The organism is Rhizobacter sp. P3_B12 (genome assembly GCF_056402895.1).
The window spans coordinates 1-702 of the sequence record NZ_JBFUGN010001645.1 but is presented as its reverse complement, the minus strand read 5'-3'; the positions used below and the strand labels follow the sequence as shown (position 1 = coordinate 702).

Sequence of the window (702 nt, the reverse complement as noted above, 5' to 3'; positions counted from 1 at the left end):
GCAGGTGGCGCAGCGCGTGCGGCCCGCGCTTCGATTCGCTGCGCACGCTGGCCGCCAGCGAGGCGAGCGGGCGCGTCGACGGCAGCGTCGGGTAGCCGAGCACGCGGATCACTTCCTCGATCAGGTCTTCCTCGATCAGCAGGTCGAAGCGCCAGCTCGGCGGCGTCACGGTGATCGTGCCCTCGGCCTGCGTGAACGGCAGGCCCAGCCGCTCCATCACGCCGACGCACTGCGCCTGCGTGATCGGCATGCCGATCACCTTCGCGGCACGCGCGACGCGCAGCGTGACCGGCTTGCGCGCCGGCAGCGCGACGGTCTGGTCGTCCATCGGGCCGGCCTCGCCGCCGCAGATCTCGAGGATCAGCTGCGTGATGCGCTCGATGTGCTCGACCGTCTGCGCCGGATCGACGCCACGCTCGAAGCGGTGGCCCGCATCGGTCGTGAAATTGAAGCGGCGCGAACGACCCGACACCGCCTCGGGCCACCAGAACGCGGCCTCGACGTAGACGTTGCGCGTCGCATCGGACACCGAGGTCGCATCGCCGCCCATGATGCCGGCCAGCGACTCGACGGCCTCGGCATCGGCGATCACGCCGACCGCCGCATCGACCTCGATCGTGTTGCCGTTCAGCAGCTTCAGCTGCTCGCCCGGCCTGCCCCAGCGCACCGTGAGGCCGTGGTGGATCTTGTCGAGGTCGAAGA

The 702-nt window shown here is 70.5% G+C and carries 1 protein-coding gene; it reads right to left on the bottom strand.

The genetic code is table 11. From position 1 onward, the window contains the following. Positions 1-702, bottom strand: a 702-nt coding sequence (locus AC1D01_RS37440) for a phenylalanine--tRNA ligase beta subunit-related protein (protein WP_477874988.1), incomplete at both ends; no start/stop codon positions are given.